This is a genomic window from Candidatus Nanosynsacchari sp. TM7_ANC_38.39_G1_1 (assembly GCF_004138385.1).
Window position 1 is genome coordinate 1 of sequence record NZ_PQNZ01000049.1, and the last position, 5,961, is coordinate 5,961.

Consider the following 5,961-nt stretch of genomic DNA (forward strand, 5'->3'; position numbering starts at 1 on the left):
GGACGCGGATGCACAATACTTCTTTGGCACCCGAGTTGTCAGCTACCTTGAGGCGGGATTCTTGCTGAATCATTATTTTTCCTCCTCGGTGTCGTGATCGTAGTCGACCTTGTCGTTAACTTCGCTGTTGACGTCGCTTTTGAGCTCGACTGAGCCGACCGAGCGCTTGACGATTTCGTCGAGCTGGAAGCTCTTGCGACGGCTGATCGGACGAGTTTCGACGATACGTACCGTGTCGCCCTTGCGAGCATCGTTCTTCTCGTCGTGTGCGGCGTATTTACGAGTCACAGTATACTGCTTCTTGTAAATCGGGTGCGTTTCGCGAGATGTCACGGTAACGGTAATCGTCTTGTCAGCGGCGTCTGACGTCACGACGCCTGTCAATGTCTTTGCCATTACTTATTCTCCTGTTCTGCTGCTAACTCTTGCGCACGGATCGCGGTGAGTAGACGCGCGATTTCTTTGCGAATTTGGCCGAGGGCGCGCGGATTGACGAGCTCGCCGGCTTTGTGGCTGCGGCGGCTGTCGAGCAATTCCTGGCGCTTGGCGGTGAGCTTATCGCGCAGTTCGTCGATTGACTTGACGACGCTGGCGGTCTTGGCGGTTTTCTTGGTTTCAGCCATTATGCTTCCTCCTTCTTAACAAATCGGACGCGGACTGGCAATTTGTGGCCGGCGAGACGCATAGCTTCGCGGGCGATTTCTTCGCTAACGCCTTTCATCTCGAACATAACCGTGCCAGTTTTGACCTTGGCGACGTAGTACTCAGGGTTGCCTTTACCGCCGCCCATTTTCAAGCCCAAAGCTTTTTTGGTGACTGGCGTATGCGGAAAAATGCGAATCCAAATCTTACCGCCGCGCTTGATGTAGCGAGTCATCGCCTGGCGAGCTGCCTCGATCTGGCGACTGGTAATACGCTCGTTGTCAAGACTCTGCAGACCGTAGTCGCCAAACGCGACATAGTTGCAGCGCGTAGCGTTACCGCGGTTTTTGCCGATGCGGACTTTGCGGTGAGCAACTTTTTTTGGTAATAACATTACTTCAAGCTCCTTTCACCTTTGTAAATCCATACTTTGACACCAACGATACCAGTACCGTTCGGACCTTGAGCGCGAGCGACGTGAAAATCAACGTCGGCGCGCAGCGTATGCAGTGGCACTGAACCTTCGATAAACTTTTCGCGGCGGCTCATCTCGGCACCGTTAAGCCGTCCTGCGACCTCGATACGGATACCTTTGGCGCCAGCGTTGCGGCTGCTTTGAATCGCCATCTTAACAGCACGTCGGAAGTTAGCGCGGCGTTCTAGCTGATGCGCGATGTTTTCGGCGACGAGCTTGGCGTTTAATTCTGGCCGGCGTACCTCTTCGACATTGATACGAATCGGCAAGCTGACGATTTTTTCGATTTCCTTCTTGAGCTCAGCGATACCGGCGCCGCCACGGCCGATCACTACACCAGCTTTGGCGGTGTAAATGGTGATAGTGACAAGATTGGCGCTACGCTCGATTTCGACTTTAGCGATTGTCGGGCGCGACGAGAATTTCTTCTCGATCAAGTCGCGAATCTTGCCGTCTTCGGCTAGCCAAACCGCAAAGTCTTTCTTGCTGGCGAACCAGCGCGAGTTCCAAGCTTTGCTGGTCTGGAGGCGGAAGCTCAACGGGTTAACTTTCTGTCCCATTTATTTCTTCTCCTCTTTTTCTGCTGGCTTAACAGCTTTTGCTTCAGTCTTCTTAGCAGGTTTCTTGATAACTTTCTCGACGCCCGAGACCTCGACTAGAATGTGGCTCGATTTTTTCTCGAACGGCAAGGCACGTCCGCGCGAAGCTGGCTTGTAGCGGCGCATGCGCGAACCAGCGGTAACACTAAGCGTAGTGATTTGCAGGCTGCGAGCGTCTAGGCCGTGATTCTCAACGGCGTTAGCAGCGGCACTTTTGATGGCTTTCTTGATAGCCAGAGCGGCGCGCTTCGGCGTGTGGTCAAGGATAACTTCGGCGTCGGCAACGCTGCGGCCGCGTACCAAGGCGGCGACTAGACTGACTTTGCGCGGTGCCTGGTCAACGCCTTTGATCATCGCGCGAACTGTGTGAATAGTTGCTTCGGCCATTATTTCTTATCCTTTCCACCGTGCTTGCGGAACTTGCGGGTCGGACTAAACTCGCCGAGTTTATGGCCAACCATATTTTCAGTAATAAGCACCGGTACGTGTACGCGACCATTGTGCACTGCAAAAGTGAACCCGACCATCTCTGGTGTGATCGTGCTGCTGCGTGCCCAGGTTTTTATCACGGTGCGGTCGCCAACTTTCAGCGCTGCCACTTTTTTGGCAAGCTTCGCGTCGACGAATGGGCCTTTTTTGAGTGAACGACTCATAGACTACCTCTTCCTCTTAGCTTCGTGACGACTGCGGACAATCATCTTATTAGTTGATTTGCGGCGGCGGGTCTTGAAGCCAATTGCTGGCTTGCCCCACGGCGTCTTCGGGATGCGGCCAGGACCGGTCTTGCCTTCACCACCACCCATTGGGTGATCAGCTGGGTTCATGGCTTTACCATGGACGCTTGGGCGCCAACCCATGCGGCGGCGGCGGCCAGCCGAGCCAAGCTTGACATTCTGGTGCTGAACATTACCGACTACGCCGAGGCTAGCTTCGCATTCCAAGCGGAACCTGCGAACCTCGCCTGATGGCATACGCACCATGGCGTAATTGCCTTCTTTGGCCATCAATTGAGCCTTAGTACCAGCTGAACGAACCATTTGGGCGCCGCGGCCTGGATTAATCTCGATAGCGTAAATCTGCGTACCAACTGGAATACTAGCTAGCGGCATGCGGTTGCTAGACTCGACAGGAGCGTCGGCGCCAGTTTTGATAACTGTGCCTTTAGTCATGGCGGTATCTGCCAAAATGTAGTGGTACAAGCCGTGCTGATCTTTGACGCGGGCGATACGAGCGCTGCGACCTGGGTCGTACTCAATTTCTTCGACGGTCAAAGTCATGTTGGCTGGCATAGCGTGATTGACTAAACGATAATGCCGCTTCACACCGCCACCGCGATGGCGCACGGTGATTTTGCCGGTATTGTTGCGGCCAGCTTTTTGCTTGCCAGCTTTAACCAAGCTTTTCAACGGTTTACGAGTAGTTACCTCGCTGAGATCCTGCGAAGTCATACCGCGACGGGCAGGAGTGGTTGGATTGTATTGCTTGACAGCCATTACTTCTTATCCTCCTTGACTTCTTCTTGCTCGAAGACTTTGATTTTACCTTCGCTCAGGCGAACGTAAGCCTTTTTGCTGTCCTGGCGATGAGTAGTGCCAGGGTAGCGGTTTTTGCCGCGCGAGAAGCGAACAGCCTTGCCGCTTTGAACGAGCGTCGTTACTTTGGCGACTTTGACGCCTTCGAATTGCGCTTCGACGGCCGCTTTGATTTCGTTTTTGTTAGCGCTTATCGGCACGTCGAAAATGTAAGTATTTTCGGCGGTAACTAAGCGGTAGGCTTTTTCGCTGACGCGCGGAGTAACTAATACGAGTTTCATTACTTCGCCTCCTTTGCTAGCCACGCCTCGACTGTCTTGACGGCGGCTGGCGTGATAACGATTTTGTCGGCGTTCAAAATGTAGTAAACGCTGAGGTATTGCGCGCGCACCAAGAGGGCATTGGCTAAGTTATTTGTAGCGCGCATCAGCTCTGGAGCCTTTTCGTCGACGACGAGTAGAACGCGGTCTTTCTCGCTGCATTTCTTGGCGGCGAGGAATTTAGCGACTTCAGCGGTTTTGCCGGTAGTTTTGATATCGCTGACCAAGATTTTCTTGTCTTGGTTGGCGAGGGTCAAAGCTTGGCGTAAAGCGACGTGCTTGCTAGTCTTGGATAGTTTCTTGCTGTAGTTTTCGTTGCCGCGCGGCCCGAAAACGATACCACCGTGGCGCCAGATTGGGTTGCGGGTCGAGCCAAAACGTGCTCGGCCGGTTCCTTTTTGTTTCCACGGTTTCTTGCCGCCGCCGCGAACTTCGCCGCGGGTTTTGGTGGTAGCACTTGCCTGGCGGCTGTTGGCCAAAAACGCGTCGTACGCAAGTTTTAACAGCTCGTGGTTTGGTACGTCAACCTCAAACACACTCTTTGGCAAGGCTGCTTTTGCTGGCTTGGTTGATTCAGCCATTACTTAGCACCTCCTAATTTGATTAAGCCCTTCTTAGGACCTGGCACTGCGCCCTTGACACCAATCAAGTTGTCCTCAACCGAGATATAAGCGACCTTCAGGTTCTTGACAGTGACCTGTTCGGCGCCCATGTGTCCGGCCATGCGCTTGCCTTTGAATATTTTTTGCGGGTACATGCTGCCGATTGAACCGACTTTGCGAGTGTTACCCTTGCCGCCGTGGGTTTTGCGGTGGCGTTTGAAGTTGTGCCGCTTGATAGTGCCAGCCCAACCTTTACCCTTGCTGATGCCGGTAGCATCAATAACGTCGCCGAGCTCAAACTCCGAGACGTCCCATGTGTCGCCGACCTTGATTTCGCCAAGTTCGTCAACGCGAATTTCCCCGATTTTTTTCGGGGTCACACCGGCTGGTTTGACATGTCCAGCCACGGCCTTGCTCAGGTTCTTACCCGTACCATATGCCACCTGAACTGCGTTGTAGCCGTCGGTTTCGACAGACTTGACCTGAGTCACAGTCATCGGGCCGGCTTGGATTAGCGTCACCGGAATAGTGGTGCCGTCCTCGCCAATGATTTGGGTCATACCAATTTTGGTACCGAAAAGTGCTTTCATTGCCCTCTTGCTCCCATTTAAAAGCCTCGGCGGCTGGTAGTATCCGTTGCCCGGACTTGCCAATTCGCGCGAGTCTCTATAGTTAATATTACGCGTAATAGAATTACATCTACTATTATAGCACGTCTAGCTACAAATCGTCAATATCACGTAGCCTTATTTATCAAAGTATTCTGGTAAGACCTTGCCTGCTAAAGTTGCCGCTAACAGCACCGCAAAGCCGCACATAATCGACGGAATGCCGGAAATTGTCGACGGATCTACGATATTGACAAAAGTTGTCGGCACCATAAACAAGACATAGCCAATCATTAGCGAGTACAGAGATTGGCGAATATTTTTTGCCGCAGCTTTACTTTGGATATAAGCGTATACAATAGCAGTAATCAGCAAACCATAATAGTATCCCGCATAAATCGGATAAAATTCATCGCGATTTTCAAAGATTACGTAATTGCCTAAGCAGGCGCCAGCTTTTACACCGTCAGCTTCCAATAAGAAATAACCAACGAATAGTGCTGCCAAAATATAACCTAGAACTGGAATCCAGCGCCTTTTATCGCCAGAAAGTTGATAAATCAAATGAATACCCAGAGGCGGCAGCATAGTAATCGCCATATAACCGAGCTTTGCCCAGCCTAGGCTATCAAGAAAAATCGTACCTTCGCAAACATTATACTCAGCCCACTGAAACAGCGCCAAACAGATGAGCAGCGCCATAGCAATCCTTGTCACAGCGTTTAGTTTATAACGCCAAAACGTATAAATTGCCAAAATAATTTCAATCGCCAGCGTTGCCAACATCACTGGCGGCGAAAAGCAGTAAAGTTTCAGCCTCTTAAGTCTATCCATATGATGAATTATACACTATTGCGGTAGCTAATCGTTGTCGCGAGCAGTAAACCATTCACCAAATTTCTGCCAATGCTGAAAATGAGAAGGGTTAATCTCCGCACCGTCATGACGGAGTACAAATTCCTCAGCAATTGTTAACCCACCGCTATCCTCCATCGACACAACCTGATTCATTGATGTTCCTTCGCCGCGCGGCTCATTTATAAACACGCCAGTTTGATCAGATATAAACAGCTTTAATTGCTCGCCATCAAAGTACGCCACAACGTCATGCAATATAATTCTCCGATCATTTTTATCTTTCATCAAAGCCAAAAAATCTTCAGCCGTAAACCAATTAGCAACA

The 5,961-nt window shown here is 51.3% G+C and carries 13 protein-coding genes; all 13 read right to left on the minus strand.

Annotation, left to right across the window (positions count from 1 at the left end):
- The coding region (locus G1ANC_RS03420; protein ID WP_195157092.1) for an uL14 family ribosomal protein at positions 1-73 on the minus strand (73 nt) is incomplete at its 3' end.
- Complete coding sequence (gene rpsQ / locus G1ANC_RS03425) at positions 73-396, minus strand: 30S ribosomal protein S17 (protein ID WP_129693606.1); 324 nt, start codon at positions 394-396, stop codon at positions 73-75. The genes rpsQ and G1ANC_RS03420, both read right to left, overlap by 1 nt.
- Positions 396-623, minus strand: coding sequence for a 50S ribosomal protein L29 (gene rpmC, locus G1ANC_RS03430; protein WP_129693607.1), 228 nt, complete (start codon positions 621-623; stop codon positions 396-398). The genes rpsQ and rpmC overlap by 1 nt, the downstream gene beginning before the upstream one ends.
- On the minus strand, positions 623-1,036 hold the full coding sequence (gene rplP / locus G1ANC_RS03435; protein WP_129693608.1) for a 50S ribosomal protein L16: 414 nt from the start codon (positions 1,034-1,036) through the stop codon (positions 623-625). The genes rpmC and rplP overlap by 1 nt, the downstream gene beginning before the upstream one ends.
- Positions 1,036-1,677 carry a 30S ribosomal protein S3 gene (gene rpsC / locus G1ANC_RS03440; RefSeq protein ID WP_129693609.1) on the minus strand — a complete coding sequence of 214 codons (642 nt, stop codon included), beginning with the start codon at positions 1,675-1,677 and terminating at the stop codon, positions 1,036-1,038. The genes rplP and rpsC overlap by 1 nt, the downstream gene beginning before the upstream one ends.
- On the minus strand, positions 1,678-2,103 hold the full coding sequence (rplV, locus tag G1ANC_RS03445; RefSeq protein ID WP_129693610.1) for a 50S ribosomal protein L22: 426 nt from the start codon (positions 2,101-2,103) through the stop codon (positions 1,678-1,680).
- Positions 2,103-2,369 carry a 30S ribosomal protein S19 gene (gene rpsS, locus G1ANC_RS03450; RefSeq protein ID WP_129693611.1) on the minus strand — a complete coding sequence of 89 codons (267 nt, stop codon included), beginning with the start codon at positions 2,367-2,369 and terminating at the stop codon, positions 2,103-2,105. Before rpsS ends, rplV begins: the two co-directional genes overlap by 1 nt.
- Before the next feature lie 3 nt (positions 2,370-2,372).
- On the minus strand, positions 2,373-3,209 hold the full coding sequence (gene rplB / locus G1ANC_RS03455) for a 50S ribosomal protein L2 (protein ID WP_129693612.1): 837 nt from the start codon (positions 3,207-3,209) through the stop codon (positions 2,373-2,375).
- Complete coding sequence (locus G1ANC_RS03460) at positions 3,209-3,529, minus strand: 50S ribosomal protein L23 (protein ID WP_129693613.1); 321 nt, start codon at positions 3,527-3,529, stop codon at positions 3,209-3,211. Before G1ANC_RS03460 ends, rplB begins: the two co-directional genes overlap by 1 nt.
- Positions 3,529-4,149, minus strand: coding sequence for a 50S ribosomal protein L4 (gene rplD, locus G1ANC_RS03465; RefSeq protein ID WP_129693614.1), 621 nt, complete (start codon positions 4,147-4,149; stop codon positions 3,529-3,531). The genes G1ANC_RS03460 and rplD overlap by 1 nt, the downstream gene beginning before the upstream one ends.
- Entirely contained in the window at positions 4,149-4,760 is a 612-nt protein-coding gene (rplC, locus tag G1ANC_RS03470) for a 50S ribosomal protein L3 (protein WP_129693615.1), read from the minus strand. Before rplC ends, rplD begins: the two co-directional genes overlap by 1 nt.
- A gap of 156 nt (positions 4,761-4,916) precedes the next feature.
- The gene (locus G1ANC_RS03475; RefSeq protein WP_129693616.1) at positions 4,917-5,612 is read right to left on the minus strand and encodes a histidine kinase N-terminal 7TM domain-containing protein; all 696 of its coding nucleotides are present in this window, start codon (positions 5,610-5,612) and stop codon (positions 4,917-4,919) included.
- A gap of 27 nt (positions 5,613-5,639) precedes the next feature.
- Positions 5,640-5,961 (minus strand): hypothetical protein (locus G1ANC_RS04080; protein WP_164998009.1); only part of this gene is annotated, 322 nt, incomplete at its 5' end.

Coding starts and splice junctions, on each gene's coding strand:
- rpsQ (WP_129693606.1), bottom strand. CDS start 396: ATGGCAAAGACATTGACAGGCGTCGTGACGTCAGACGCCGCTGACAAG.
- rpmC (WP_129693607.1), bottom strand. CDS start 623: ATGGCTGAAACCAAGAAAACCGCCAAGACCGCCAGCGTCGTCAAGTCA.
- rplP (WP_129693608.1), bottom strand. CDS start 1,036: ATGTTATTACCAAAAAAAGTTGCTCACCGCAAAGTCCGCATCGGCAAA.
- rpsC (WP_129693609.1), bottom strand. CDS start 1,677: ATGGGACAGAAAGTTAACCCGTTGAGCTTCCGCCTCCAGACCAGCAAA.
- rplV (WP_129693610.1), bottom strand. CDS start 2,103: ATGGCCGAAGCAACTATTCACACAGTTCGCGCGATGATCAAAGGCGTT.
- rpsS (WP_129693611.1), bottom strand. CDS start 2,369: ATGAGTCGTTCACTCAAAAAAGGCCCATTCGTCGACGCGAAGCTTGCC.
- rplB (WP_129693612.1), bottom strand. CDS start 3,209: ATGGCTGTCAAGCAATACAATCCAACCACTCCTGCCCGTCGCGGTATG.
- G1ANC_RS03460 (WP_129693613.1), bottom strand. CDS start 3,529: ATGAAACTCGTATTAGTTACTCCGCGCGTCAGCGAAAAAGCCTACCGC.
- rplD (WP_129693614.1), bottom strand. CDS start 4,149: ATGGCTGAATCAACCAAGCCAGCAAAAGCAGCCTTGCCAAAGAGTGTG.
- rplC (WP_129693615.1), bottom strand. CDS start 4,760: ATGAAAGCACTTTTCGGTACCAAAATTGGTATGACCCAAATCATTGGC.
- G1ANC_RS03475 (WP_129693616.1), bottom strand. CDS start 5,612: ATGGATAGACTTAAGAGGCTGAAACTTTACTGCTTTTCGCCGCCAGTG.